The organism is Heyndrickxia sp. NPDC080065 (assembly GCF_050281185.1).
Lineage (GTDB): Bacteria > Bacillota > Bacilli > Bacillales > Bacillaceae_C > Heyndrickxia.
This window is the reverse complement of record NZ_JBNNWS010000005.1, coordinates 258,520-283,444: the sequence shown is the minus strand read 5'-3', so window position 1 is coordinate 283,444 and position 24,925 is coordinate 258,520. Positions and strand designations below refer to the sequence as shown.

24 protein-coding genes, 3 pseudogenes and 1 riboswitch are annotated in these 24,925 nt (G+C 34.2%); of the genes and pseudogenes, 20 read left to right on the top strand and 7 right to left on the bottom strand.

What is annotated here, in order from left to right; translation table 11 throughout:
- Nucleotides 1-40 precede the first annotated feature (40 nt).
- The 4 genes from ACQKP0_RS08085 to ACQKP0_RS08070 all read left to right on the top strand — a co-directional run bounded on the left by ACQKP0_RS08085 (nucleotide 41) and on the right by ACQKP0_RS08070 (nucleotide 4,594).
- A complete protein-coding gene (locus ACQKP0_RS08085) occupies nucleotides 41-241 on the top strand; it encodes a YqgQ family protein (protein ID WP_427405308.1) in 201 nt (66 codons plus the stop codon).
- An 11-nt stretch (nucleotides 242-252) separates the two neighbouring features.
- Entirely contained in the window at nucleotides 253-1,230 is a 978-nt protein-coding gene (locus ACQKP0_RS08080; RefSeq protein ID WP_427405307.1) for an ROK family glucokinase, read from the top strand.
- Nucleotides 1,231-1,408: 178 nt separating this feature from the next.
- On the top strand, nucleotides 1,409-3,292 hold the full coding sequence (locus ACQKP0_RS08075) for an LTA synthase family protein (RefSeq protein ID WP_427405306.1): 1,884 nt from the start codon (nucleotides 1,409-1,411) through the stop codon (nucleotides 3,290-3,292).
- Nucleotides 3,293-3,472: 180 nt separating this feature from the next.
- Nucleotides 3,473-4,594: a hypothetical protein gene (locus ACQKP0_RS08070; RefSeq protein ID WP_427405305.1), complete on the top strand. Its 1,122-nt coding sequence runs from the start codon at nucleotides 3,473-3,475 to the stop codon at nucleotides 4,592-4,594.
- A gap of 144 nt (nucleotides 4,595-4,738) precedes the next feature.
- Here the strand turns inward: ACQKP0_RS08070 and ACQKP0_RS08065 are convergent, their stop codons facing one another.
- Entirely contained in the window at nucleotides 4,739-4,912 is a 174-nt protein-coding gene (locus tag ACQKP0_RS08065) for a DUF2759 domain-containing protein (RefSeq protein WP_427405304.1), read from the bottom strand.
- 230 nt (nucleotides 4,913-5,142) lie between these two features.
- On the opposite strand from ACQKP0_RS08065, the gene ACQKP0_RS08060 reads away from it, so the two are divergent.
- A complete protein-coding gene (locus ACQKP0_RS08060) occupies nucleotides 5,143-5,769 on the top strand; it encodes an MBL fold metallo-hydrolase (protein ID WP_427405303.1) in 627 nt (208 codons plus the stop codon).
- Between the two features lie 192 nt (nucleotides 5,770-5,961).
- Here the strand turns inward: ACQKP0_RS08060 and ACQKP0_RS08055 are convergent, their stop codons facing one another.
- Nucleotides 5,962-6,204 carry a DUF2626 domain-containing protein gene (locus tag ACQKP0_RS08055; RefSeq protein WP_427405302.1) on the bottom strand — a complete coding sequence of 81 codons (243 nt, stop codon included), beginning with the start codon at nucleotides 6,202-6,204 and terminating at the stop codon, nucleotides 5,962-5,964.
- Nucleotides 6,205-6,415: 211 nt separating this feature from the next.
- Between ACQKP0_RS08055 and comGA the strand changes: the two genes are divergently transcribed.
- From comGA to ACQKP0_RS08015, 8 genes are all read left to right on the top strand, one after another.
- Complete coding sequence (comGA, locus tag ACQKP0_RS08050) at nucleotides 6,416-7,519, top strand: competence type IV pilus ATPase ComGA (protein ID WP_427405301.1); 1,104 nt, start codon at nucleotides 6,416-6,418, stop codon at nucleotides 7,517-7,519.
- Nucleotides 7,446-8,498: a competence type IV pilus assembly protein ComGB gene (comGB, locus tag ACQKP0_RS08045; protein WP_427405300.1), complete on the top strand. Its 1,053-nt coding sequence runs from the start codon at nucleotides 7,446-7,448 to the stop codon at nucleotides 8,496-8,498. The genes comGA and comGB overlap by 74 nt, the downstream gene beginning before the upstream one ends.
- A 17-nt stretch (nucleotides 8,499-8,515) precedes the next feature.
- Nucleotides 8,516-8,827 carry a competence type IV pilus major pilin ComGC gene (comGC, locus tag ACQKP0_RS08040; protein WP_427405299.1) on the top strand — a complete coding sequence of 104 codons (312 nt, stop codon included), beginning with the start codon at nucleotides 8,516-8,518 and terminating at the stop codon, nucleotides 8,825-8,827.
- A gap of 2 nt (nucleotides 8,828-8,829) precedes the next feature.
- The gene (gene comGD, locus ACQKP0_RS08035) at nucleotides 8,830-9,270 is read left to right on the top strand and encodes a competence type IV pilus minor pilin ComGD (protein ID WP_427405298.1); all 441 of its coding nucleotides are present in this window, start codon (nucleotides 8,830-8,832) and stop codon (nucleotides 9,268-9,270) included.
- Between the two features lie 76 nt (nucleotides 9,271-9,346).
- Complete coding sequence (locus tag ACQKP0_RS08030) at nucleotides 9,347-9,667, top strand: hypothetical protein (RefSeq protein WP_427405334.1); 321 nt, start codon at nucleotides 9,347-9,349, stop codon at nucleotides 9,665-9,667.
- Nucleotides 9,603-9,998 (top strand): competence type IV pilus minor pilin ComGF, encoded by a 396-nt coding sequence (gene comGF / locus ACQKP0_RS08025; RefSeq protein ID WP_427405332.1) that lies wholly within the window; start codon nucleotides 9,603-9,605, stop codon nucleotides 9,996-9,998. Before ACQKP0_RS08030 ends, comGF begins: the two co-directional genes overlap by 65 nt.
- Before the next feature lie 14 nt (nucleotides 9,999-10,012).
- Complete coding sequence (gene comGG / locus ACQKP0_RS08020; protein ID WP_427405297.1) at nucleotides 10,013-10,387, top strand: competence type IV pilus minor pilin ComGG; 375 nt, start codon at nucleotides 10,013-10,015, stop codon at nucleotides 10,385-10,387.
- 103 nt (nucleotides 10,388-10,490) lie between these two features.
- The gene (locus ACQKP0_RS08015) at nucleotides 10,491-10,667 is read left to right on the top strand and encodes a YqzE family protein (protein WP_427405296.1); all 177 of its coding nucleotides are present in this window, start codon (nucleotides 10,491-10,493) and stop codon (nucleotides 10,665-10,667) included.
- A gap of 312 nt (nucleotides 10,668-10,979) precedes the next feature.
- On the opposite strand, the gene ACQKP0_RS08010 is transcribed toward ACQKP0_RS08015, so the two are convergent.
- On the bottom strand, nucleotides 10,980-11,771 hold the full coding sequence (locus tag ACQKP0_RS08010) for a YqhG family protein (RefSeq protein ID WP_427405295.1): 792 nt from the start codon (nucleotides 11,769-11,771) through the stop codon (nucleotides 10,980-10,982).
- Complete coding sequence (locus tag ACQKP0_RS08005) at nucleotides 11,740-13,440, bottom strand: DEAD/DEAH box helicase (protein ID WP_427405294.1); 1,701 nt, start codon at nucleotides 13,438-13,440, stop codon at nucleotides 11,740-11,742. The genes ACQKP0_RS08010 and ACQKP0_RS08005 overlap by 32 nt, the downstream gene beginning before the upstream one ends.
- Before the next feature lie 291 nt (nucleotides 13,441-13,731).
- Nucleotides 13,732-13,826: riboswitch (glycine riboswitch) on the top strand.
- 197 nt (nucleotides 13,827-14,023) lie between these two features.
- On the opposite strand from ACQKP0_RS08005, the gene gcvT reads away from it, so the two are divergent.
- Genes gcvT through gcvPB form a run of 3 tightly spaced genes read left to right on the top strand, consistent with a single transcriptional unit; the run spans nucleotide 14,024 to nucleotide 17,946 of the window.
- Nucleotides 14,024-15,130, top strand: coding sequence for a glycine cleavage system aminomethyltransferase GcvT (gene gcvT, locus ACQKP0_RS08000; protein ID WP_427405293.1), 1,107 nt, complete (start codon nucleotides 14,024-14,026; stop codon nucleotides 15,128-15,130).
- Nucleotides 15,131-15,146: 16 nt separating this feature from the next.
- A complete protein-coding gene (gene gcvPA, locus ACQKP0_RS07995; RefSeq protein ID WP_427405292.1) occupies nucleotides 15,147-16,496 on the top strand; it encodes an aminomethyl-transferring glycine dehydrogenase subunit GcvPA in 1,350 nt (449 codons plus the stop codon).
- Nucleotides 16,489-17,946 carry an aminomethyl-transferring glycine dehydrogenase subunit GcvPB gene (gene gcvPB / locus ACQKP0_RS07990; RefSeq protein WP_427405291.1) on the top strand — a complete coding sequence of 486 codons (1,458 nt, stop codon included), beginning with the start codon at nucleotides 16,489-16,491 and terminating at the stop codon, nucleotides 17,944-17,946. The genes gcvPA and gcvPB overlap by 8 nt, the downstream gene beginning before the upstream one ends.
- A 111-nt stretch (nucleotides 17,947-18,057) precedes the next feature.
- Here gcvPB and ACQKP0_RS07985 read toward each other — a convergent pair whose 3' ends face one another.
- On the bottom strand, nucleotides 18,058-18,438 hold the full coding sequence (locus tag ACQKP0_RS07985; RefSeq protein WP_427405290.1) for a rhodanese-like domain-containing protein: 381 nt from the start codon (nucleotides 18,436-18,438) through the stop codon (nucleotides 18,058-18,060).
- 425 nt (nucleotides 18,439-18,863) lie between these two features.
- On the opposite strand from ACQKP0_RS07985, the pseudogene ACQKP0_RS07980 reads away from it, so the two are divergent.
- From ACQKP0_RS07980 to ACQKP0_RS07965, 4 genes and pseudogenes are all read left to right on the top strand, one after another.
- Nucleotides 18,864-19,658: pseudogene (locus tag ACQKP0_RS07980) on the top strand (ribonucleotide reductase N-terminal alpha domain-containing protein); the annotation flags it as partial.
- Nucleotides 19,659-20,100: 442 nt separating this feature from the next.
- Nucleotides 20,101-20,748, top strand: a pseudogene (locus ACQKP0_RS07975) (vitamin B12-dependent ribonucleotide reductase); the annotation flags it as partial.
- Between the two features lie 279 nt (nucleotides 20,749-21,027).
- Nucleotides 21,028-22,149 (top strand): annotated as a pseudogene (locus tag ACQKP0_RS07970) (vitamin B12-dependent ribonucleotide reductase); the annotation flags it as partial.
- A 125-nt stretch (nucleotides 22,150-22,274) separates the two neighbouring features.
- Nucleotides 22,275-23,165 carry a patatin-like phospholipase family protein gene (locus tag ACQKP0_RS07965; protein WP_427405289.1) on the top strand — a complete coding sequence of 297 codons (891 nt, stop codon included), beginning with the start codon at nucleotides 22,275-22,277 and terminating at the stop codon, nucleotides 23,163-23,165.
- Between the two features lie 77 nt (nucleotides 23,166-23,242).
- Here ACQKP0_RS07965 and ACQKP0_RS07960 read toward each other — a convergent pair whose 3' ends face one another.
- Complete coding sequence (locus ACQKP0_RS07960; protein WP_427405288.1) at nucleotides 23,243-23,605, bottom strand: SA1362 family protein; 363 nt, start codon at nucleotides 23,603-23,605, stop codon at nucleotides 23,243-23,245.
- Nucleotides 23,606-23,780: 175 nt separating this feature from the next.
- Nucleotides 23,781-24,731 (bottom strand): DUF1385 domain-containing protein, encoded by a 951-nt coding sequence (locus ACQKP0_RS07955; protein WP_427405287.1) that lies wholly within the window; start codon nucleotides 24,729-24,731, stop codon nucleotides 23,781-23,783.
- Nucleotides 24,732-24,925 lie beyond the last annotated feature (194 nt).

Sequence of the window (24,925 nt, the reverse complement as noted above, 5' to 3'; positions counted from 1 at the left end):
ATGATTAGAAGGCAGTTCCAAAAATTAAGGGTGTGTGGCGTTGAAAACTTTTTACGATGTACAGCAATTATTAAAAAAATTTGGGATTATTATTTATGTGGGAGATCGTTCTGGAGATATAGAGTTGATGGAACGAGAAATAAGAGAATTATATAAGAATCAATTAATTGAACAGGACGTATTTCAGTTGGCAATTTTAATACTGAAACACGAAAGGCAAAATTGTAAAAAAATATTTTAGGGGGAATACATATGTCTCATAAATGGATTGTAGGAGTAGATCTTGGGGGAACAACAACAAAAATAGCATTTATTCAAGATAACGGAGAAATTATATTAAAATGGGAAATTGATACGGATAATTCTGACTTTGGAAAAAACATTTTGAAAAATATTTCTGATTCAATTGATCAAAAATTAGAAACACTAAAACAGACGAAGGAAATACTCGTTGGGATTGGATTAGGAGCTCCAGGGGCAATAGATTTAGAAAAGGGATTGATTTATGAAGCAGTGAATCTAGGGTGGGAAAACAATTATCCTATTGCTGAAATTTTAGGAGGAGTGACAGGCTTGCCTGTTGTGGTTGATAATGATGCCAACTGCGCAGCTTTAGGTGAAATGTGGAAAGGCGCTGGAAATGGGGCAAAAGATTTAGTGTGTGTGACACTTGGAACAGGTGTAGGTGGAGGAGTAATTGCGAATGGTCAAATCGTTCATGGGATAAAGGGAGCGGCAGGTGAAATCGGTCATATTACAGTAATTCCGGAAAATGGTGCACCTTGTAACTGTGGGAAAACAGGCTGTTTAGAAACAGTGACTTCTGCAACAGGAATTTCACGAATAGCAACTGAAGCTATTCATACATATTATAACGAGTCGAAATTAAAAATGATATTTGAAAATAATAGTAAAATAAGCGCGAAAGATGTTTTTGATAGTGCTAGGGAAGGTGATCAACTAGCAATCGAAATTGTCGATAAAGTTGCCTTTTATTTAGGATTAGCATTAGCGAATATTGGGAATGTTTGCAACCCAGAAAAAATTATCATTGGTGGAGGAGTGTCAAGAGCAGGAAATGTATTATTAAATCCTCTAAATCAATATTTTCAAAACTTCGCTTTTTCTACTGTTGCCCAATCTACAAGTATCGATATAGCTACATTAGGAAATGATGCAGGAGTATATGGAGCCGCATGGTTAATAAAAGCCAATCTTGAAAGTAAATAAAGGAAAAAGATAACCAGCAAAGTCCGGTTTTTAAGAAAATTCGGACAAACTTGAAACCATTTTAGTGGCTCAAACGTCTAATATATTGGGTAGTAATACTAATAGGATTGATTAGAAATAAAAAACACTTTCTTACTGTTCAAGCGTTTCTTGGCAAGAAGGAGGTTCCAAGATATTAATGTCAAAATTAAAAAAGGCTAACATTTTATTGCCTATTGTTGCAGCTATTTTTCTCTGGATTAAAACGGATATCGTTTATAAAACAGCATTTAATATTAAAATTGAAAATTGGATGCAGGAATTTATATTATTGATTAACCCTGCAAGTTTTTTATTTTTTGTTTTTGGTGTTTCTCTATACTTTAAATCGGAAAAAGTTAGAAACCGGTATATTTTATTGATGAGTTTCGTTTTATCCTTTGTCATTTATGCTAATGTTGTATTTTATCGCTTTTTTACTGACTTTCTTACCTTGCCGGTTTTATTTCAAACGAATAATTTTAGTGATTTAGGTGATAGTGCTGCTGCCGAAATTTATTGGTCGGATTTTGTCTATTTTTTTGATGTCATCATTTTAATTCTAATAGTAAGATTCAAACCCAAAATGGTGAACTTTAAAAAGACAACAAGGATCAATCGGAGAGCTTATTTTCTTGTAACAGCAGCAATCCTTTTTTTAAATCTTGGATTAGCGGAGGCGGAGCGTCCACAGCTTCTTACACGGACATTTGATCGAGAGATTTTGGTTAAGAATATCGGTTCGTTTAGCTATCACTTATATGATATTTTTCTCCAGTCGAAAACTTCTGCCCAAAAAGCAATGGCAGACGGTAGTAATTTAATTGATGTTGAAAACTATGTTCGTGCAAATTACGTGAAACCAGATAAAAAACTTTTTGGAGTAGCAAAAGGAAGAAATGTTATTGTCATTTCACTGGAATCAACACAAAGTTTTGTCATCAATTCAAAGGTGAATGGACAAGTGATTACTCCGTTTTTAAATGACTTTATTAAAGACAGTTTTTATTTCGACAATTTTTATCATCAAACAGGGCAAGGGAAAACATCTGATGCAGAATTTTTAGTGGAAAATTCGCTATATCCTTTAAATCGAGGGGCTGTATTTTTTACACATGCTAGTAATAAATATAATTCTATGGCACAACGATTAAATGAAAATGGATACTATACTGCCGGAATGCATGCAAATAATAAAAGCTTCTGGAATCGGGATATTATGTATAAATCTTTAGGGTATCAGCAGTTCTACTCTGCGACTTCATACAATATTACAGATGAAAATTCTGTAGGCTGGGGAATGAAAGATATCCCTTTCTTTCAACAATCAGTAGATTTGATGAAGGAGATGCCTAAGCCATTTTATGCAAAAATGCTGACATTAACCAATCATCACCCATTTGTTCTTGATGAATCGGATAAACTTATTGATGAATATACATCTAATGATAAAACTGTTAACCGTTATTTTACTACTGTTCGCTACACAGATGAATCAATTAAGGAATTTATCACAAAGTTAAAAGAAAGTGGTTTATATGATCATTCCATCATTATTATGTATGGAGATCATTATGGAATTTCCGAAAATCACAATATTGCAATGGGAGAATATTTAGGAAAAGAAGTCACACCTTATGTCAGTGTGGATCTTCAAAAAGTTCCGTTTATTGTCCATATACCTGGCGTGACAGATAAAGGGAAAGGGAAACTCATATCTGAAGTGGGCGGGCAAATTGATATTAGACCAACCATTCTTCATCTATTAGGCATTGATACTAAAAAGGATATTCAATTTGGGGAAGATTTATTTTCTCCAGAACATCATAATTATGTAGTGCTTCGTGATGGTCAATTTATTACAGACAAATATGTATGGGCTGGGGGTACATGTTATTCTAAAGAAACAGAAGAAGCTATTGATAAGAATAACTGTACTAAATATCAAGAAAAAGCAGGGACAGAGCTAGATTATTCTGATAAAATTATTTATGGTGATCTTTTAAGGTTTTATGATATGAAGGGCAATGAAAAAAATAATTAAGGGTGACCCAAAAGCAAAGTGACAGATATTATACTTTAATATATAGTGGCAACTTTAAGTATGTCCATCCTATATGTTGAAGCTGTCACTAGGGGTCACCCTCGTTTTTTTTTAGGAATTACAACATGAATTATTATTGCAATAGAAAAAACTAGAATACCAAGTTTTGAGGTGAAATGGATGAAAAAGAAAAGACATAAACACTATAACCTCATTGTCAGCACATTATTTTTGTTGATTCTTTTTCTTCTGTTATCTGGATGTGAACAACAAAAGCCTAAAGAGAAGCTTGTCCAAAAGAAGGAAACACTTATTAAAGAGATGAAAACTTTGAAGCTTCCTAAAGAACAGTTTGAAAAAATCGTCGGTTGGCTAGATGACGAAACGCTTTTATACACAATCCATCAGAATAAGGAATCTCTGATATTTAAATACCACTTAATAACAGGTAAAAGTGATTTGATTTTTAAGAGTGAAAAACCGATTAAAACTGTAGTTATCAGTCCTGATCATTCAAAAATCTTAGTTCAAACATCACCGCTTACATACCTTGCTAAAATTTATATTTTAGATAGATCGGGTAAGACGCTTTTTGCAAAAGAAATGGAATCCTATGATTTAGCGTATGATTGGAATGAAAGGAATACGCAGTTTTTAGCTATTTCTGTTTTTTTTGAAGACTGGACATTCAAGGTTTTTATTTTAAACCTTAACGATTCGTCAATTTCTGAGTACGACTTTTCGGATCCTTTTATAAAGTGGTTTGGCAAAGATACAATTCTTTCACAAGTGTGGGATAAGAAGGATATACGTTTGAAAGCACCTCTTGTTTCTTATTCATTAAACAATATTGATAAGCAGACAACGTTATTGAAAAATATTTACCATTTCGATACTTTATACAACTTTCTTTTTACTATAACCGTTGATTCTGATAATAACGAACAAGCGAGATATCATTTTTATGATCACTCTTTAAAAGAGGTGTATTCTTTTCATATTCCCCATCTAAGCCAGTATAATGATTGGCTTATTCCAAATTATGATTTCTCTGAAAAAGAAAATCGATTTCTTACTTTTGTACCATATGAAAGCGGGTCAATTGATGAATATGAACAACATTATAAATTAGTCAGTTATCGTATTTTAAATAAAAAAGAAGATGTTTTATTTGAACATTTGCAGAATGAACCAATAACATGTTCTCCGAATGGAGAAGTTTGTTTATATGGATTCCAATATGAAAAGATATTGGATTTAAAGACAAAAAAGATTGTTCCTATAGTTGAATACAAAAAGTAATGTTTTGTTCAAGATAATTCATGGAATGAAACATCTTCCAAAAAGGCGGCGTGTGCATGGTTATGTTAACGTTTTGTCGTCCTGTATCCTTACATAGAAAAAGAGCAGCAAACGCTGCTCTTTTTCTTCACAAGAATACACTTATTAAATCGTTCCTGGGTATCCGGAATGAATAACTGTCATAACTGTAAACCAGCCGAAAACACCTAGTGTAATTAGTCCAAAAATAATCCCCATTGGATTTTTATTTTTGAAGGCAGTTATAGTTCCAATTAAAGCAAGCAAAGTAACTAAAGCAAAAATAATGACTGTACCCATTTGTAACAGACCCCTTCCTTTAATAAATTGAAAAGCTGTCAATTTTTCGTATGTAAATTGATAATGGCATTCTTAAATATTTTACAATTTTGTGCTATATTTGTCGAGGTGAAAAAAATGAAAGTTCTTTGACTTGTATTTAGTATTAACCAAAACAAAATTACAAGTACAATAAATTTAGCAAATCCAATATTTGATATGGTAATATGTATGAACGAGGAGGTAATGTTATGAAATGGCAACGTATTCCATTAGGGATATTACAAACAAACTGTTATTTACTTGTTGGGGATATGAAAGAATGTATCGTGATCGATCCAGGCGATGAAGGTGAAAAGCTGCTAACTATTATTAACGATCAAAAGTTGAAGCCAATTGCGATATTGCTAACCCATGCTCATTTCGACCATATAGGAGCGGTTGATACGATAAGGAATGCTTTTAACATTCCTGTTTATGTACATAAGAAGGAAGCAAACTGGCTTGTCGATCCCACACTTAATGGTTCCGAGATATTTATGATGGGAAGGTCCGTTCAGCAGCAGCCTGCTGATCAATTGATCGATAATGAAACAAGTCTTACGATCGGATCATTTACATTAGACATTTTTCAAACACCAGGGCATTCTCCTGGAAGTATCTCTTTCTATATAAAAGAAATGGGGATAGTCTTTGCTGGTGATACATTATTTCTTAACAGTATAGGCAGAACTGACCTGCCAGGAGGGAATCATCAACAATTATTAGAGAGTATTGAGAAAAAACTACTAGTCTTACCTGAAGATACTATTGTCCTTTCAGGTCATGGACCAGAAACAATGATTAAAGATGAAAAAGTGAATAATCCATTCCTATAAAAGTCTTTTACATAAAGGATTTGTTTATAAGTATTGTTTATCAATTAAGTATGCATAGATCGATTTCTATACAAAGTATAAATTAGCTGAACGCATATCTTATAGGACTTAATTAGAAACAACCCTATTGGCTAATAAAGCCTACATAAAAAAGACCCTTGAAAAATTTTTCAAGAGTCTTTTTTGCAAGGATTAATGTTCTACGCCTGGCACTAATATGAATGTAGTATAGTATGTAAAGCCTGCGAAGAAAATAGTTAGGTACGCACCAAAAATATACATATACATACGTTCAGATAATTTCAAATAGCTAAGTAAAACGAAAAATACCGTTTGACCAAGGAATAATAATGCAGTCGATTTTAAATCACCAAGATAAAGCATTACTGTAAAAATACCGGTCCAAAAACCTAATACTCTGTACATGCGATCCATATGTATCCCTCCTTTGTACCCTTTTTCTCCATCAATTTATAATTATAAAGGAAAAGTATAGATAATGTAAATATCATCATATATTAGTTTGTGACATTTACGTGATAAATACACATAAAAAATAATCTGAAAAAATTAAAGTTTTTTGCAGGAATATAAAAGAATCTGTCGAAATAGGTTAAAAAAGAGAAAAGGTGGTGGCTTATTTTCAATGACAATTGAAAAGATTGCGGATTTATTGCTTGGACAAGCATTAAAGTTAAATGCAACTGATGTGCATATAATTCCAAGGCAAGAAGATTATCATGTCCAGTTTCGCTTTAATGGCAGACTATCCCCGTATCGAGATCTGTCAACAGAAATTGGTGATAGGCTAATATCGCATTTTAAATTTATGGCCTCAATGGATATTAGCGAAAGAAGAAAACCTCAAAGCGGTTCATTTCATTTATTTGTTCAACAGAAAAAAACTTCATTAAGAATTTCTACATTACCAACAGCGCTTTCTAAAGAAAGTTTAGTCATTCGCATCCTTCCTCAAGATCATTCATTAACGATCGATGAAATTTCTCTATTTCCAACAAGCACAAAAAAATTAAAGGCACTTCTTATGCACTCACATGGAATGATCATTTTTACAGGTCCAACCGGGAGTGGAAAAACAACAACGATGTATGCGCTTGTCGAGCATTGTTCCAATCAGTTGATGCGAAATGTGATTACACTTGAGGATCCTGTTGAACAGCAAAACGGATCGTTTTTACAAGTTCAAGTGAATGAAAAAGCAGGAATCACCTATAGTACAGGTCTCAAGGCCATCTTACGTCATGATCCAGATATCATCATGGTTGGAGAAATACGTGATAGTGAAACTGCGAAAATTGCTATTAGAGCAGCTTTAACCGGTCATCTCGTATTAAGTACATTACATACGAGGGATGCAAAGGGAGCTATTTACCGTTTGCTAGAATTTGGAGTTAATTGGCATGATATTGAACAAACATTAATCGCTGTTACGGCACAAAGGCTGGTAACGTTAAGATGTCCTTTTTGCGGTGAAAGTTGTTCACCTTATTGTGCAAATTATCAAAATAGAAATAGAACAGCTGTTTATGAGCTATTAGTAGGAAAAACATTAAAAACTGTAATGAATGAGGCAAGAGGAGAGAGAATGAATTTAAGATATAAAACATTAAAAGAAATGATACGGAAGGGGATTGCACTTGGTTATCTTTCAACGAATGAATACTATCGTTGGATTTATGATGTGGAAGAAACGGCTTCCATTAAAAGCACAAGGAATATTTTTGAGTAGAGTAGGTGAAATGCTTGATAATGGCTTTATTCTAGCAGAAGCAATTGATTTTCTACAACAGTTAGAAACAAAAACTCTCGTAAATTCACAAGAAATGCTTAAGGATTTACAAAATGGACTTCCAATATATGAGGTGCTAGGGAATAGGAATTTCGATAAAAAAGCATGTACACAGCTATATTTTGCTGATAAACATGGAAATCTTGCGAATGTTTTAAAGGAGGCTGGTCAGTATTTAATAAAAAAGCATCAGGATCGAATAACATTTATGAAGTTATTACAGTACCCCTTAATATTAATTTTTCTTCTTGCTTTTGTATTGCTGCTTTTAAAAAGTTTTTTACTTCCCCAATTTGAGCAATTGTACACATCAATGGATTACCGTCCAACAGTAACTGTAAGCTTTCTTATCTATTTCATGAAAAATGCACAATATTACATTGTTTTATTCCTCTTTTTGTCTATCTTCGTCTGCATTCTCATCTACCTTGTATTAGCTAAAAAAACTTCCATTGAAAGAGCTTTATGGATTTCAAAAATACCTATCATTAGGTTTTATTTTAAATTGTTTACAAGTCAATTTTTGGCTCGAGAGTGGAGCTTCTTACTACAAGGAGGATTTTCCATTAACGAGATATTAGACATGATGGCCTCTCAAAGCTTTCGTCCATTAATGCAAGAAATGGCTGAAAATATTCGCAAAGAATTAACATTGGGCAGTTCATTCTCATCTTCCTTATCGAAATTGAAATTTCTTGATTCACAATTTATAACTGTCGCTATGCATGGTGAAAAAAATGGCAGATTAGATCATGAACTCCTATTTTATAGTCGTTTTAGTGTTATGCAAATAGAGGATAACATCCAAAAGGTATTTCGGATTTTGCAGCCTCTTATGTTTATTCTTATTGGTATTTTAGTCATTGCAGTATACTTATCCATTCTGTTACCAATGTTTGAAATGATTGATTCTATATAAATCGAGGAGGGCCTTAGATGAAAAATAATAAAGGATTTACTTTGATTGAGATGTTAATTGTTTTATTAATTATTACTGTCTTAATATTTGTCGCTATACCTAATATTACAAAACATAGCCGATCAATTAATGATAAGGGGTGCGAAGCATTTATTACGATGGTACAAGGACAGGTTCAAGCCTATGAATTAGAAAAACACAAACTTCCACAAAATGTGGATGACTTAGAAGCTGAAGGCTATTTAATTAAAAACAAATCAAAATGTCCGAATGGAAATGAAATTAGTATTGATTCAGATGGTAAAGTTACAGAAGTTAAGAGACCATAAAAATGCTCATAAAAAGTAATAGGGGCTTTACATTGGTGGAATCTTTAGTTGTTTTACTTGTTATATCTGTTTTTATGTTTATAGGATCTATTAGTGTAAAGAAATTATCAGCTTCAATTGAAAGAAACAACTTCATAACTCAGCTGGAGAGTGATCTTTATTATGCTCAATCCTATGCAATGAATCGACATGAATCTGTTCTCGTTCAATTCTATCCGTATTATAATCAGTATTTAGCTGTTTCAAAAAATAATAATAAAACATTATTTGACAGAAAGCTGCCTGTCTCAATAGAGATGTTAAATGGGGGTACTTTTACCTCCTACATGATTTTACCTGATGGGAATATTAGCAAGTTTGGTACCCTCAAGTTTAAATGGAACCAAAAAGATATCAAATTAGTTTTTAATATCGGAAGGGGAAGGTTTCGAATTGAGCAATAGCAAAGGATTCACACTTGTCGAGGGATTGGTTTCGCTTAGTGGAATCATAATGATAGCGACTATATTTTTCCCTTTTATGTTTTTAATATTACAAAAGCAGGTAGGTGAAAAACAAGACTTGACTGCTTCAATGCTTTTGTATGAAAAAGTGGAAGAAAATTTTTGGGGGAATATTTCAACAGAAGAAATAATTACGATTGATGGAATCCAGTATTTGATAACATTACAAAAAGTAAATAACATTATATGGAAGGCTTGTGTGAATTATGAAGAGAAACAAATATGTATTATGGAGGAATCTCAGCCAGAGGGGGTTCACCTTAGTAGAATGCATTCTTTCATTACTTCTTATTTCTATGATTCTTTCTTTTTTTCCTCTTTTTATAAAAGTATTTGAACAAATAAACCATTCATTATCAACAGAAGAAGATTATGAATGGAATCTGTTTGTTATACAACTTAGAAAAGAATTGAGAATAAGTGATAAATGGAAAGTGACAGATAATAAGCTTTATCTAGATGTTAATGATGAAAAAGTGATGTATGAACAGTATGGAAATTTAATACGTAGAAGAGTGAATGAAATGGGTCATGAAGTTGTTTTACAAAGGGTAAAAGCTATATCAATTACAGGTGATCAAAATCAGATTGTTTTTCATGTTCAATTTCTAACTAATCATCAGAAGGAAGCACACCATATTCCACCTTCAACTGAAAAGCAAGCATGAAAGGGACTAGTAGTATGAACAATCAAAAAGGATATGTTTTCCCTTTAACTTTAGTAATGGTACTCATTACTTTTTATGTAATAACAGCATCTATGGAGATTTATTTATCTGAAAAAAGATATTTGAAAGAAACCGAAGAATATTATTTAGTCAATAGTATGAATGCAATGGCAGTAAAATCATTAATGAATAAAATTCAATCGGAAGATTTTATGAATAAAGGAACATTATTTTTTAATAAAGGCGAAGTAAACTTTACCATACAGAAGAAGGGAGTTGATACTTATACGATTATTTTAGATTCATCAATGGAAAATAACCGAGCCATTCAAAGTGAACTACTTTACAGCTCTAAAAATAATCGAATAGTAAAGTGGATAGAAAGATAATTTAAAAGTAAAAAATATTTGGTTTGATAAAAGCATATAAAATAATGAATAAATTGAATTGATTTTGGTCAGAATTAAATAATAAAGGTGGTGTACTAAAATTATGTCTACAAATGATTATGTTAAATTCATTACACAAACCTTTGTGAAGCATTTTGATATACCAAAATCAGCTAGAAAACAGATAAGAATTCAAAAAAAGGAAGGGAAAGATCCTTTTCTATATCGATGGTTCGGTGTTCTTCCGTATTCAATATTAATGGTATTTAAACGGAAATAGGAGAGTGATTCGCTCTCCTTTTTCTTTAGGTCTTTTATTCAGGTCTTTTTATTAGGCTCTTTTCGTATAAATTGTTGTTTTTAGCCTATAAACTTAGTCCGTTGATTTCCGCTCCAGACACTTGCTTTCCGCGGGGAGGGATGGGAGCCTCCTCGGCGTTACCGCCTGTGGGGTCTCCTACTTCCCTCTTTTTCCCACAGGAGTCAAGTGCCCTCCGCTACAATCAACTCAGATTGTTAATAAAATATCACTAAAAAAGCAACAAACTTTACGAAAACAGCCTTTTATTAGAAACAAGATTACTGTATCAAATTATTGAATTTGATTATCTATTAAATAAAATAGCCCTCCGTTTATTATTTCAATCATAATAACGGGTTCATATTGGTCTTTTAATGCTTCTTTTTCAATTAAATAAGCCTCGGGTTTTTCTTCGAGATCTTCATAAAAATGATCTAAAAGCACTAAATCTTCATTCCAACGCTCTCTTGCTTCCTCTGCCCAGGAATGGTTTTCCTTCATAATTTCTTGCCTTAAATATGTTTCAATTCTGGCTATACCGCTTTTGGGCATTATAATAGGAGATAATGTAAAACATAAATCAGGAATTTTCGGTGTTAAGTTCCGCTGACCAGTAATCTCGATGAAATTTTCAATTAATGCACCATTAATCAAATTTAATCCAAAGGATCGAAAAATGTCTTTTTTTCGATCGCTTTGATAAGAAATTTTAATATTTAGTTCTAACCAAGGATATAAAGGAGTTTGATTGCTGGTAATAGGAATTTCATATAAGCGAATATAACTGGAAAATTTTTTTGTTAATTGAAAAATTTGATGGAGACGTGGAGAACCGAAATGTATGAATTCTCCTTTTATATTGTCCGGAGTTTTTTCCTGATTTGTAATCATTGTTAGTTTCATTGGATTTGGAACACCGCCAGTTTTTTCTAAATAGTGCCAATAAAAGGGGCGGTTCATTAATTCCTTGTCAAGCTCTATTGTTAATTGAACAGTCATATATCCATCTTCGTTTTCGGCGAGTTCACAATTATTCGCTTGAAAAAAATCATTAAGATATTGATGTATTTCTTGCTGCTGCATTGACCTCTTCTCCTTCTTTTTCTCGAATGTTTTCGGCAAAATGAATCATCTCAGTTAAATTCTCCATTTTTATTTTCATTTCACCTTCTGACCGTGAGTTTTGGAAAATATCTAGCAAATGATCTTCTAATTTTCCAAACTCCAAACGTGTTAATATATCATCTAGCTCACCAATCACCCTTTCAAATAAATGTATCTTCTCATACAAAAGTTTTAAAATATGATCCTCCACTGTATTTTTTGTAGCGAAATTGTAGATATGAACATCTTCTTGCTGCCCAAGACGATGAACACGTCCAATACGTTGTTCTAATCTCATAGGATTCCATGGTAAGTCAAAATTAATCATATGATGACAAAATTGAAGATTAATTCCCTCACCTCCGGCTTCCGTAGCAATTAGTACTTGTGCATGTTTTTGAAACAATTCACGCATCCAATCTTTTTTTCCACGCTTAAAGCCCCCACGGAAGGGAACAGAAGTGATTCCATGCTGCTTCAAAAACCATTGTAAGTAGACCTGAGTGGCACGGTACTCTGTGAAAATAATAACTTTGTCATTAATTTTCTTAATTAGTTCTAATGCTTTTTCTGCTTTTGAATTTTCTTTCACTGATTCAATTTTCTTAATAAGAAAATGAATGTTTTCCTCAAAAATTGACGAAGGGTTTTCTTGTTTTTTTAACATGTTTTTTAATGTATAGTATACAGATTCCCTGCTGCTGCATGCTTCACGTTGCAATGTCATTATCGAGAAGCCGCTGCTTGTAAGAAGATTATTTTTAAAAATTTGGATTGAATCATATAAATCTCTTTCTTCTTTACTAAAATCAATTAGTATCGTTTTTACATGGCGTTTCGTCCATTCTATCCCAGTATCAGTTCTTCGATTGCGAATCATTACTTTATTAACGAGCTCACGTAACCTTTGATCATCCTTCGTCGTCCGATCACCGCTTTTATATTTTTCTAAAAAACCGGTTTGATTTCCTAGATGTCCTGGTTTCAAAAGTGAAACAAGATGGAAAATTTCATCAATACGGTTTTGTATTGGTGTAGCAGTTAACAGAAGACAAAACTTTTTCTTTAAATTTTGTACAAATTCATAGTTTTTGGTTTTATGATTTTTCAGTTTATGTGCTTCATCGATGATAACTAAATCATAATTTTGTTCATAAATTTTTTCACGATGTGGGCTTCTTTTGGCCGTATCTAGAGAAGAGATGACACAATCGAATTGATCCCAAACATAACTCTTTTTTTGGGCTACTGCAGGAATATGAAATTTAGTATTCAATTCAAATGCCCATTGAGATACTAATGAAGCTGGGACGAGAATTAACACTTTTTTTACGAGACGCCTAATCATATATTCTTTTAATATTAATCCGGCTTCAATGGTTTTCCCTAGACCGACCTCATCCGCTAAAATAGCTTTTCCATTCATATTTTCTACAACCTGTCTCGCCACTTCTAATTGATGTGGTAGGGGCTTTAAATTAGCTAAGTGCTTCGGCCCTTGTAAACCCTCGAATTCTGGAATAATTTGATGCTTTTCCATTTCAATAGCTAATCGATAAAGCTGCAAATTTCCCCACGGACCATCCATATGAAATCTTTCATTTAGCCCCTCTCCCCAAGAGTGATCAAAATTAATTTTTATTGACATCATACCACTCCTTAAATGTCTTGGAACTATACTGACAAACACAGTTTTTATACGAACGATAATTATTTAAAATGAATCAATGTTCGTATATAGATATTTAAAATAGGTTGAATACCCTTACAATGTCATATCGTTTTACAAAACGAGTATTTTTTCTGCGAAAATTGCTAATAAAACGATTGCTGAAAAAGACGAATAATGGTAGGATGTAGATAGCTTGGTAATACTTTTTACAGGATTTCCTGAATCTTATTATGTTAGTATATCCATTTTTAAATTAAATATAGGCGGATGATTACAGGGGGAGAGACTGCTTAAATGCGGCGCCGAAGGAGCAAGTAATGTTTAGTTATGAATCTCTCAGGCAAAAAGACTCTTGTTTGACGCAGCTCTGGAGAGTGCTTCTTCTAGGAAGCCACCCAAGGGGAAAACCTTATAACGAGTGTTTAAGGTAAACTTTCAGGTGCCAGGACAGAGACCACATTCAAAATTGGTTCACTCTGTCTTTTTTTATGTCCAAATTTTTCGAATGTATTGAAAGTGGATGAAAGTAATAATAACAATTTTCGATAGGGGGATATCAATGTCAGAGTTAAAAAGAACGCCATTATATGAAATTTATAAAGAATATGGTGGAAAGACAATTGATTTTGGTGGATGGGACTTACCAGTTCAATTTTCTAGTATCAAAGAGGAACATGAGGCAGTTCGAACAAGAGCTGGATTATTTGATGTTTCTCATATGGGAGAAATAACGGTAAAAGGGAAAGATAGTACCTCCTATTTACAGAAAATGATGACAAATGATATTTCAAAGGTACAAAACGGTGGTGCACAGTACACTGCAATGTGTTATCCAAACGGAGGTACCATAGATGATCTATTAGTTTATAAGTATGCTGATGATGATTATCTACTTGTTGTTAATGCTAGCAATATTGAAAAAGATTTTTCATGGCTTAATGAGCATCTTGAAGGAGAAGTAGGCGTGGAGAATATTTCGGATCATATCGGACAGCTGGCACTTCAAGGCCCTCTTGCAGAAAATATTTTACAAAAGCTTTCTAAAGATAAAAACTTAGATGATATTAAATTTTTTAAATTTGATGCACATGTAAATTTAAATGGTAAAGATGTGCTTATTTCTAGAACAGGATATACAGGGGAAGATGGTTTCGAAATCTATTGTAAGGCGGAAGATACTGTCTCTTTATGGAATGAAATACTTACTGCTGGAAAAGAAGAAGGGATTCTTCCGTGCGGACTTGGTGCAAGAGACACACTTCGTTTTGAAGCAACACTCCCATTATACGGTCAAGAATTAACAGCGGATATTAGCCCGCTTGAGGCAGGAATAGGTTTTGCTGTTAAAACGACTAAAGAAGCTGATTTTATTGGAAAACAAGTATTAAAAGAACAAAAAGAAAATGGTCTTTCTAGAAAACTTGTAGGAATCGAGATGATTGATCGCGGTATTCCTCGTCATGGCTATAAAATTTTATCAGGAAATGATGAAATTGGTCTAATTACAACTGGAACGCAGTCTCCTACATTAAAGAAAAATATTGGTTTAGGGATTGTGGATATTCAATTTGCTGAATTAGATCAACAAGTCGAAATCGAGATTCGTAATAAACGATTAAAAGCAAAAGTAATATCAACACCATTTTATAAACGACCTAAAAAATAGGATGGGAGAGAGTAATATGACAATTCATCGTTATTTGCCGATGACAGAGCAAGACAGAGAGGAAATGCTAAAGACAATCGGTGTTTCTTCAGTAGATGATCTGTTTAGTGATATTCCAGAAAAAGTACGTTTTAATGGCTTATACAATATAAAACAAGCTAAACCTGAGACATCCCTGTTAAAGGAACTAAGCCACATGGCTGCAAAGAATTTTGATTTGAAGCAAAATGTATCATTTCTAGGAGCAGGTGTATACGATCACTATATTCCTACTATTGTTGATCATGTTATTTCACGATCAGAATTTTATACAGCTTATACACCTTATCAGCCGGAAATTTCACAAGGGGAACTACAGGCAATTTTTGAATTCCAAACGATGATTTGTGAAATTACGGGAATGGATGTTGCGAACTCGTCCATGTACGATGGTGGTACCGCATTAGCTGAAGCTGCAATGTTAAGCTGTGGTCAAACACGTCGTAAAAAAATTCTAGTTTCAGAAACAGTTCACCCGGAATCTCGTGAAGTATTAAAAACGTATGCAAAAGGTCAATACATTGATGTAGTTGAAATTCCGCATGACAATGGTGTAACAGACTTAAAGGCGTTAGAAAAAGAGCTTAATGATGATGTAGCAGCTGTAATCGTTCAATATCCTAATTTCTTTGGGCGAATTGAGCCATTGAAGGAAATAGAGCCTCTTGCCCATCAGTATAAAGGATTATTCGTCGTTTCCAGTAATCCTTTAGCATTAGGAGCGATTACACCTCCTGGGAAATTTGGCGCTGATATCGTAGTCGGTGATGCTCAAGTCTTTGGAATACCTCAGAGCTTCGGTGGACCACATTGCGGTTACTTTGCGGTAACAAATAAGCTGATGAGAAAAGTTCCAGGCAGGTTAGTTGGTGAAACCGTTGATGAAAATGGAAAAAGAGGATATGTTTTAACCCTTCAAGCACGTGAGCAGCATATCCGCCGTGATAAAGCCACATCTAATATTTGCTCGAACCAAGCGCTAAATGCTCTTGCTGCATCTGTTGCGATGACTGCTTTAGGTAAAAAAGGTGTAAAAGAAATGGCTATACAAAATATCCAAAAAGCTTATTATACCAAAAAAGCCTTTGAGCAAAATGGATTCGAAGTATTGTTTGATGGTGTTAGTTTTAATGAATTTGTTGTAAAACTAAACAAACCAGTTAAAGAAGCCAATAAACAATTATTAAATAAAGGGATTATCGGAGGATATGACTTAAGCAGGGATTATCCGATGCTTGAAAACTGTATGCTTGTAGCTGTTACAGAACTACGAACTAAAGAAGAAATCGATCAATTTATTAAAGAATTGAGGGATAGCCATGAATAAGGTTGATCAACCATTGATTTTTGAAATTACGAAACCAGGAAGAATTGGTTATAGTCTACCTGAACTTGATGTTCCAGAAATTGATATTAATGATTATTTATCATCTGAATATGTTCGTGAAGAACAGGCGCAATTACCTGAAGTTTCCGAGTTAGATATAATGCGTCACTATACAGCATTATCGAAAAAAAATCATGGGGTTGATTCAGGGTTCTATCCTCTCGGTTCTTGTACAATGAAATACAATCCTAAAATTAATGAATCAGTCGCTCGATTCCCGGGATTTGCTCATATTCATCCACTTCAGGATGAAAGCACTGTACAAGGTGCACTTGAATTAATGTATGATTTGCAGCAGCATTTAATAGAAATCACAGGGATGGATGAAGTGACCCTTCAACCAGCAGCAGGTGCACATGGAGAATGGACAGGTTTAATGATGATTCGTGCTTTTCATGAAGCGAATGGTGATGTAAACCGAACAAAAGTCATTGTCCCTGATTCTGCACACGGCACAAATCCTGCTTCTGCTACTGTTGCAGGTTTAGAAACAGTTACTGTAAAATCAGACGAAAATGGTCTAGTTGATTTAGATGATTTAAGAAGATTAGTAGGTTCTGATACAGCAGCCTTAATGTTAACAAACCCCAATACTCTTGGTTTATTCGAAGAAAACATTTTAGAAATGGCTGAAATTGTCCATGATGCCGGCGGAAAGCTTTATTATGACGGAGCAAACTTAAACGCTGTTTTATCAAAAGCACGTCCTGGCGATATGGGATTTGATGTTGTTCATTTAAATCTCCATAAAACATTTACAGGGCCTCATGGCGGGGGTGGACCAGGTTCAGGTCCGGTTGGTGTGAAAAAAGATTTAATACCTTTCCTTCCTAAACCAGTGCTTGTGAAAGAAAATGATCAATTTGTATTTGATTATAATCGTCCTCAGTCTATTGGACGTGTAAAGCCTTACTATGGTAATTTTGGCATTAATGTTAGAGCTTACACATATATTCGGACAATGGGACCAGATGGATTAAAAGCTGTGACGGAAAATGCGGTAATAAATGCGAACTATATGATGAGAAGATTAGCTGAATATTATGATTTACCATATGACCGTCATTGTAAGCACGAATTTGTATTAAGCGGAAAACGTCAAAAGAAACTTGGTGTCCGTACTTTAGATATTGCTAAACGCTTGTTAGATTTCGGGTACCATCCACCAACTATCTACTTCCCGTTAAATGTAGAGGAATGTATGATGATCGAACCAACAGAAACAGAATCGAAAGAAACTTTAGACGCATTTATCGATGCAATGATTCAAATTGCTAAAGAAACAGAAGAAAACCCAGAAATTGTTCAAGAAGCACCACACACAACCGTTGTGAAACGTTTAGATGAAACACAAGCAGCACGTAAACCGGTGTTACGTTATAGTAAATAGTTAAAAGGCCTCTACTAAAAAGTGGAGGCCTTTATTAATATTTATTAAATCATTGACGAACTCAGAGGATTAAGTTAAAAACCGTAGTTTATTCACTACGGTTAATGTTAGTTATTTTGATTTTATTTTGCCAGTCCACTTTTTAAAGCCACCTTGTAAATGATACAGATCTTTGTAGCCTTTTCGATAAAGCATCTGGGCTGCTCTTCCGCTGCGAAGACCGCTTTGACAATATAAATAGACGGGCTTATCAGGTCGAATTTCTTTCATTCTCATCTTCATTTGAGACAATGGAATATTACGAGCACCTAGTATATGTCCACCCTCGAATTCATTCGCTTCGCGAACGTCGATTAATTGCGCTTTACGATATCCAGCTTTAAACTCTTCCTCATTTATCGTTTTGACCGCTCTTTTTTGAGAGAAATAATTGTAAAGAGTGTAAGTGATAACAGCAATGATTACAATAATAAGAAAATATAAACTTGTCACAAGACTTTCTCCTTTCTACGAAGTAACACTATCTTCTATTATATTCATCAATAGGTTAGGAATCAAAACTTTTTAACGAAAAAAACTTTTTTATTTTTATAGATAAAATGATGAATATAGCATTTCCCTTGTTTTTATAAGCATCCAAAATGTGCAACCACGAAAATGATTAAAAAATAATTAAAAATAATTCTATACCTCTTCTATTCTCTTTTTTTCTCCTTGTTTTGTTTATTTTACGATTTGACAAAAAAGAACAAAGTTCAACTCTTGCGCAATATATAGTATGTGTAATAAAGGTCATAACACAATATATTGTATTTATTTATTGATTTTCTATATACGTTTATGGTAATTTAAATAAGACAAAACAACGAGAGAAACAGAAAAGAGTAATTGCTAGAAAGATAGAAGGAGTTGTCAATATGTCTGTTGCGTTTACAAATGAAGTAAAGATTAATGAGGAACAATTAAATAAGGATATCAAATTGTTTTCTCAAGTACATCCTGTTACCCCGGATATGAAGATTACACATAAAGGTGTATCTCGTCTAGTGATGATTGATCGTTATGCATTTAAGGATACGGAGAAAATCACACTAGCAAATGGTGATTTTGTGGTATTGACGATTAAAGAGGACCCAACATTCCCTGCACGCGGACTAGGTTTTATCAAAAACATCGACTGGGAAAAGAAAATGGCAGATGTGCTTATTGATGAGGAATATCGAGGTGCACTGGATGATCCAAAGGAAATAGAAACAGGGATTATTACTAGACCACTAGATATTATCGAAAAACCGTTAGAAGTGTATTATGAGCAAATTGCAAAAAGAAACGCAACAGGCTTAGCTTCGGTAGAAGAAACGGAAGAAAAGAAACAAGAATGGTTTGAAAAGTTCTATCAAGAACTCGTAAACTTAAATTTTGTACCTGCAGGCAGGGTTCTATACGGTGCTGGTGCGGATACGGAAGTTACTTACTTTAATTGTTATGTGATGCCGTTTGTACCGGATTCACGTGAAGGGATTTCTGAGCACCGAAAACAAGTAATGGAAATTATGAGCAGAGGTGGCGGAGTTGGAACGAATGGTTCGACTCTTCGTCCGAGAAATACATTAGCAAAAGGTGTAAACGGTAAGTCCTCTGGATCAGTTTCATGGCTCGATGACATTGCTAAACTTACACATCTTGTAGAACAAGGCGGATCAAGACGTGGTAAATTAGCATGAGTGCCTCGTCTATAAATAAACCTCGTGAATTGCTGGAAACTCTTTATGGTCAAACATGTTAAATTACACCCAAGAAAGATATAAATTTTTATATTAAATTTGAGGTGAATGACATGCAACCATATGATGCAAAGCACCCGCGAAAAAGCAAAATTTTTGTTAAAAGCATCATAAATGACTTACTGGCTACAACGTAACTGGAAACAGTAAGCGTGAATGCTTAAAAACAGTAAGTGGTCAAAGACAATCAGCAGCCAAGCACCTGTTAATTGGTGAAGGTTCAACGACCATCGAAAGCACACAAATAAGTGGAAGCGAGTAGAGTAGGAATCAAGTGATTCCGAAGTGCGAGGGCACTCAGATGAGTGTAAGATATGGTCTGAACTCTAGGGAGACTTAGAGAGTTGATCTAACGAATCAACGTAACAAATTGGCGCAAATGATTATGCTTTCATCATGGCACCCTGATATTGTGGAATTCATCATTTCTAAAATGCAAAATCCGCGTATTTTACGATTCCTAATTGAAAATACAAATGATGAGTCGATTAAAAAGCATGCAAAGGATAAGTTGAAATTTACTACTTTGACAGAACAAGAAAAAGCAATGTATCAAGGAATCATTAACTATAAAACAATTCCTGGTCTTGGAGGCTTTAATGAAAGCATCATTAAAGAAGCTGAAGAGAAATTAAAATTAGGCGGAACATATACCGTTCATAATCCAGAGTTTTTAACAGGTGCTAACATTTCTGTTTGTTTAACAAGGGATTTTATGGATGCAGTAGAAAGCAATGAAGATTATGAATTACGTTTCCCTGATGTTGAAAATTATCATTCTGACGAAATGAAAATCTATAATACGCAATGGCATGAAGTTGGCGATGTTCGTGAATGGGAAAAGCTAGGGCATAAAGTTAGAACTTATCGCAAAATTAAAGCACAAGAATTATGGAATCTTATCAATATTTGTGCAACCTATTCTGCAGAACCGGGAATTTTCTTTATCGACAATGCAAATGACATGACCAATGCAAAAGCTTATGGGCAAAAGGTAGTAGCAACAAATCCATGTGGTAAGGTAGCTTAGTTTGCCTCATGTAAAAAACTGCGGAATTAAGCGGGAACCCTGAGAGTGGGAATCCGAACCGAAGGCTATCTATAATAGGATAGTCAGGGGCAGAGCATAGGTAGTGAAACTACTTTTCTTTAGTAGAATATAATCTACCCAAGAGGCCGCAGCATTGTGTTGAATATGGAATGAGTTAATATCAGCACAATGAAAATATATGCCGAACTTACAGGAAGATGAACTGTAAGAGCTAAAGGATAAAAAGCCTTTAGGATAACAATATTGGAACAACCTCTTGCACCATATTCAGTCTGTAATTTAGCAGCTGTAAACTTAGCGCAAATGGCTGATAAGGTGAACAAAACAGTTGATTTTGAAAAGCTGAAACGTACCGTTGAAATTGGTGTACGTCTTCAAGACAATGTAATTAATGCAACACCATATTTCCTTGAAGAAAATAAAAAACAAGCACTCGGTGAACGTCGAGTAGGTCTTGGGGTAATGGGACTAGCTGACTTACTTATCTATTGTGAAAAGGAATACGGTTCAGAAGAAGGGAACCAGCTAGTTGATAATGTGATGGAAACGATAGCAACTACTGCATATCGTGCCTCTATTGAATTGGCAAAGGAAAAGGGAAGCTTCCCATTTTTACAAGGGGAAACAGCTGAACAAACGAATCGATTACGTAATGCCTTTATCCAATCAGGATTTATGAAGAAAATGCCAGAGGACATTCGCGAGTCTATCCTTGAACATGGTATTCGTAACTCTCATTTATTAACTGTCGCACCAACTGGTTCAACTGGTACGATGATTGGTTGTTCTACAGGACTTGAACCATATTTTTCATTCACTTATTATCGTAGTGGCCGTTTAGGGAAATTTATCGAGGTAAAAGCAGAAATCGTGCAAGAATATTTGCATGAGAATCCTGAAGCTAATTCTGACCAATTACCAAACTGGTTTGTAACAGCGATGGAGCTGGCGCCAGAAGCACATGCAGATGTTCAATGCATTATCCAACGCTGGATTGATAGCTCTATATCAAAAACAGTTAATGCTCCACGTGGGTATACTGTTGAGCAAGTTCAAAAAGTATATGAACGTCTTTATAAAGGTGGAGCAAAAGGCGGAACAGTCTATGTTGATGGCAGCAGAGACTCACAAGTTTTAACATTAAAAGCAGAAGAAAATCAAGCTGATGATGGAAGTGGATTGGACAATACGAAAGAAAAACAAGCAGTAGTTTTAGTTGACACAATCCAAGATTTACGTTCAACAAGTGTAACCATTGGTTCTGAGATTGGAAATACATGCCCAGTTTGCCGTAAAGGTACTGTCAAAGAAATAGGCGGCTGTAATACATGTGATAATTGCAATGCGCAATTAAGATGTGGTTTATAATTGGATGAAAAGGGATGGGTTTTTTAACCTATCCCTTTTTATTATTTCGCGGATGTAGGTTCTATTTTTGCCATCTTCATCTTAAGAATATAACAAGAGAATTGACACCAAAGGGGATGCGTAGAATGGAAATTGATGGGGTGTTTTCTGGAGGTGGGATGAAGGGCTTAGCATTGATTGGGGCATATGAGGCTTTAGAATTGAAAGGCTTCAAATTGAAGCGTGTAGCTGGAACAAGTGCAGGATCCATTATTGCAGGATTAATTGCAGCAGGATATTCGAGTCAAGAAATGATAAGCCTCACTGATCAAATCCAATTTCAAAAGTTATTAGATTCGCGAAAAACATGGTTACCATTTCCAAATCAAATTACCAAATGGTTATTACTTTATTGGCGGCTAGGACTGTATAGAGGAAAGGCATTAGAAGATTGGATAGGCGAGATGTTGAGAGTGAAGGGTGTATATACTTTTTCAGATTTGCCGAAAAATTCCCTTAAAGTGGTGGCATCTGATCTAAGTAATGGTAGATTGCTAGTTTTACCTGATGACCTAGTACAGTACGGAGTACCAATTGATAGTTTTCCCGTTGCAAAGGCTATCAGAATGAGTTGTAATATTCCTTATTTTTTTGAACCTGTTAAACTTCGCAGCTTAGAGGGGACCAATATCATGGTCGATGGTGCTGTATTAAGTAACTTTCCAATGTGGATATTTGTAAAAAGTGAAATTAAAAAAATTCGTCCAGTTATTGGGCTTACATTAAGTTATAAAATAAGTGAGCATCCAAAACACAAAATTCGCAACGGTATTCAATTATTTGAAGCATTGTTTGAAACGATGAAAGATGCACATGATGCAAGATATATTTCAAGAAGGCTTGAAAAGGATATCGTCTTTATTCCTGCTAAGAACTACTCTTCAACTGACTTTCAAATAACAAAGGAAAAAAAAGACGCCCTAATAGAATTAGGGCGTTCAAGAACAGAAGAATTTTTAAAAACATGGTCATATTAATAATTAACGAAAAAAAGAGAAATCTGCTATATAGCGATTTCTTTTCTTCTCACATTTGAAAATGATTAGTGTTTTTCTTAATATATAGCTCGATTTTTCTTTTTACCCTTTTTTCCTTCAATAACAGTTAAGTTTGCTGTAGATTTTTTTCGAATCGGCTTTTTTAAAGCTTGTGTATGTGTGGTTGCGGACGTTTGGCGATTTTTTATCCGTTTTTTTGATTTTCGTGCAGCCTTTAGAAAAGCCCTCTTATCCTGTGCACCTGAGCGTTTTCCTAACCAGATTCGATAGATCATATAGACAACGCATATAATGAAAGCCCCGATAATTAACTGTTTAAACAATGCCCCAGGCTGTTGAAATAGTAACGATCCAAATCCAATGATAGCAAGTAAAAAAACTAAACCGAAAAGCCATTTTCTTATTAGCAAAAAAGCCACCTCCCTTATGAGCATCATAAGTATTTTGTCCGCAAATTTATCCTTTTATACCAATTTTTCGCATAATAAGATTATTGAAGGATATAAGTATTGGTATTAGAATATGCGATGAGATGGGAATTAGGAAACGAATAAACCCATTATTTCACTATCCGGCAATAGCCTGAGCAAATGGTTAGCTAGTGATATTTTGTGTATTTACTTCAATAAGTGTATGATCTTTTTCTACTTTCAATAATTCTTGAAAGGAAGCAATTGCAACCTCGACTTGATCGTTTAAAGGTTCTTTAGTTGTCAGAAGCTGAAGCCAGAGTCCCGGATATCCTAAATAACGAAGTACGGGAATATCTCTAAACTTATTAGTTAATTGTAACACCTCAAAAGAAACGCCTAAAACAATGGGGATAAGTGCTAGCCGATCAACTATACGTAGCCATAAAGGATCAGTAGGGACAAACATATAAATAAAAACTCCTACTAATACTGTAAAGATGATAAAGCTGCTTCCGCAACGGTAATGTAACCTAGATTGAGATTGAACATTTTCAACAGTAAGCTCCAAATTATTTTCAAATGTATTGATCACTTTATGCTCAGCACCATGATATTGAAAAACACGTCTAATAATTGGTGTTAAGGATACGACATATATATAGATTAATAATAGAAGCAGTTTTATTAAGCCCTCAATAAGGACTTGGGAAATATCACTTGAAAATACAGGTTTTGTAAATGAAGCTAAAATTGCTGGAACAAGTGTAAAAACAAACTTTCCAAAAATGAAAGAAAGGACACCGACGGTTGCAACGCCTAAAACCATTGTAGTCTTAGAGACTTTTTGTTCGGTTATTTTATGATCGTTTTCTGGATCTAAATCAAATCTTTCATGAGAGAAATTTAAATGCTGTGAACCATTTGCGCTTGCCTCAAGAATCGCAATGATTCCTCTTAAAAAAGGAATCTTTTTTAGCTTTTGCAAAGTAGGATTTGACTTTCGAGGTAAATAAAAATAATCAATTGTATTGTCCTTCCTGCGAACAGCAGTTACTGTTTGATTCTTTCCTCCAAACATAACGCCCTCTATTACTGCTTGGCCGCCATATGCGGGCTTTTTTTGAGCTTCCACTAATTTCACCAACCATTTCTGTGATTGAACTTTTTATTGTTGTTATTTATTATAAACACTTTAGAAATTTCTGGTATAACAAATAGTTTATTATTTTACCACAATTTCTATTAAAAGATAGAATCTATATACTTATTTTACTAAAAAAACAAAAATACGACTAGCTTAATTACTTGTGGATACTCTAAAGATAA

What these genes read in the sequence shown, in the direction of transcription:
- ACQKP0_RS08030 (WP_427405334.1), top strand. Translation starts at nt 9,347, where the DNA reads ATGTTTTTAATATTACAAAAGCAGGTAGGTGAAAAACAAGACTTGACT.
- comGD (WP_427405298.1), top strand. Translation starts at nt 8,830, where the DNA reads ATGCTCATAAAAAGTAATAGGGGCTTTACATTGGTGGAATCTTTAGTT.
- ACQKP0_RS07965 (WP_427405289.1), top strand. Translation starts at nt 22,275, where the DNA reads ATGGAAATTGATGGGGTGTTTTCTGGAGGTGGGATGAAGGGCTTAGCA.
- ACQKP0_RS08055 (WP_427405302.1), bottom strand. Translation starts at nt 6,204, where the DNA reads ATGGATCGCATGTACAGAGTATTAGGTTTTTGGACCGGTATTTTTACA.
- gcvT (WP_427405293.1), top strand. Translation starts at nt 14,024, where the DNA reads ATGTCAGAGTTAAAAAGAACGCCATTATATGAAATTTATAAAGAATAT.
- comGC (WP_427405299.1), top strand. Translation starts at nt 8,516, where the DNA reads ATGAAAAATAATAAAGGATTTACTTTGATTGAGATGTTAATTGTTTTA.
- ACQKP0_RS08010 (WP_427405295.1), bottom strand. Translation starts at nt 11,771, where the DNA reads ATGCAGCAGCAAGAAATACATCAATATCTTAATGATTTTTTTCAAGCG.
- ACQKP0_RS08005 (WP_427405294.1), bottom strand. Translation starts at nt 13,440, where the DNA reads ATGTCAATAAAAATTAATTTTGATCACTCTTGGGGAGAGGGGCTAAAT.
- ACQKP0_RS08070 (WP_427405305.1), top strand. Translation starts at nt 3,473, where the DNA reads ATGAAAAAGAAAAGACATAAACACTATAACCTCATTGTCAGCACATTA.
- comGA (WP_427405301.1), top strand. Translation starts at nt 6,416, where the DNA reads ATGACAATTGAAAAGATTGCGGATTTATTGCTTGGACAAGCATTAAAG.
- ACQKP0_RS08015 (WP_427405296.1), top strand. Translation starts at nt 10,491, where the DNA reads ATGTCTACAAATGATTATGTTAAATTCATTACACAAACCTTTGTGAAG.
- gcvPB (WP_427405291.1), top strand. Translation starts at nt 16,489, where the DNA reads ATGAATAAGGTTGATCAACCATTGATTTTTGAAATTACGAAACCAGGA.
- ACQKP0_RS08060 (WP_427405303.1), top strand. Translation starts at nt 5,143, where the DNA reads ATGAAATGGCAACGTATTCCATTAGGGATATTACAAACAAACTGTTAT.
- comGB (WP_427405300.1), top strand. Translation starts at nt 7,446, where the DNA reads ATGAATACTATCGTTGGATTTATGATGTGGAAGAAACGGCTTCCATTA.
- comGG (WP_427405297.1), top strand. Translation starts at nt 10,013, where the DNA reads ATGAACAATCAAAAAGGATATGTTTTCCCTTTAACTTTAGTAATGGTA.
- gcvPA (WP_427405292.1), top strand. Translation starts at nt 15,147, where the DNA reads ATGACAATTCATCGTTATTTGCCGATGACAGAGCAAGACAGAGAGGAA.
- ACQKP0_RS08065 (WP_427405304.1), bottom strand. Translation starts at nt 4,912, where the DNA reads ATGGGTACAGTCATTATTTTTGCTTTAGTTACTTTGCTTGCTTTAATT.
- ACQKP0_RS08075 (WP_427405306.1), top strand. Translation starts at nt 1,409, where the DNA reads ATGTCAAAATTAAAAAAGGCTAACATTTTATTGCCTATTGTTGCAGCT.
- ACQKP0_RS08080 (WP_427405307.1), top strand. Translation starts at nt 253, where the DNA reads ATGTCTCATAAATGGATTGTAGGAGTAGATCTTGGGGGAACAACAACA.